The sequence below is a fragment of the Streptomyces sp. NPDC058955 genome (genome assembly GCF_042741435.1).
Lineage (GTDB): Bacteria > Actinomycetota > Actinomycetes > Streptomycetales > Streptomycetaceae > Streptomyces.
In genome coordinates, this window is sequence record NZ_JBHYKM010000166.1 from 1 (window position 1) to 1,057 (window position 1,057).

The window sequence follows — 1,057 nt, forward strand, 5'->3', positions numbered from 1 at the left end:
GTTTTTGTTTTTAAGACACTTAGCTTCCCGGGGTTGGGGGGGGTTTTACACATGGTTTTTGGGTGTAATTGGGGGGGGGGGGGGGGGGGGGGGGTCCCGTGCGCGGGTGGACCCCGGGTCGTGACCGGGCGCACGGGGACCGCCCATCCCCGGGGATGCCGCCGTGGCGGCCGGGAGCCCGGCGCCCCCCGACGCCTGCTCCGGGGACCACCTTGTCCCCGGGGGGTTGGTCCAGGCCAGTTCGTGTCCGGAATACGTCAGGTCAGCGGACGGCGGTGAGGCGGGCGGAGACGACGACGTTGCCGGTGTAGCCGGTGGCGCGGGTGTAGGGGCCGCCGCAGGTGATCACGCGGAGTTCGGGGGTGCCGGTGGAGGCGTAGACGCGGTCGGCGGGGAAGGCGTCCTTCGGGACGAGCTCGACGCCGTGGACGGTGAAGACGGCGGTCCGGCCGTCGGCGCGGCGGACCTCGATGGCGCGGCCGCGGGTGAGGGAGCCGAGGGCGTGGAAGACGGCCGGTCCCGCGGGGGTGTCGACGTGGCCGACGACGACGGCGGTGCCGGGTTCGCCGGGCGTGACCGCTCCGGTGTACCAGCCCGCCCGTCCGGGGTGCTCGGGCGGCGGGGCCTCGATCCAGCCGTCGGCGTCCAGGCCGACCTGGGTGAGCGGGGCGTCCACGCCGAGCGCCGGGATGGTGACGGCGAGCGGGGCGGCGGCCGGGAGGCCCGGGCGGGGCGGGGGCGGCGGTGGTGCCGGGGCCGCCGGGGCGTCCGCCGCGAGGGGCTGCGGCGGGCCGGTGGCGGTGAGCTGCTCCGTACCGCCCCGGACGAGGTGGACGCCGACGAGGAGGAGGACCGCGACGACGCCCCAGGCGCCGCGCCGGCGGTACGCGCTCTCCACGGGCTCGGCCTCCTCGTCTCGGGTGCGGTGCTGGTCGCGCCGCCCCGCCCGCCCCCCCCCCCCCCGGGCGGGGGGGGCGGGGGCGGGGGGGGGGGGGGCGCGGGCGGGGGGGGGCCCCCCCCCGCCGGCCGCGTGGGGGGCGCCCGCGGGCCCCGCGGC

At 79.2% G+C, this 1,057-nt stretch carries 1 protein-coding gene; it reads right to left on the reverse strand.

What is annotated here, in order from left to right; all coding sequences use genetic code 11:
- Positions 1–262: 262 nt before the first annotated feature.
- A complete protein-coding gene (locus tag ACFW1I_RS35670; protein ID WP_384677804.1) occupies positions 263–898 on the reverse strand; it encodes a class F sortase in 636 nt (211 codons plus the stop codon).
- Positions 899–1,057 lie beyond the last annotated feature (159 nt).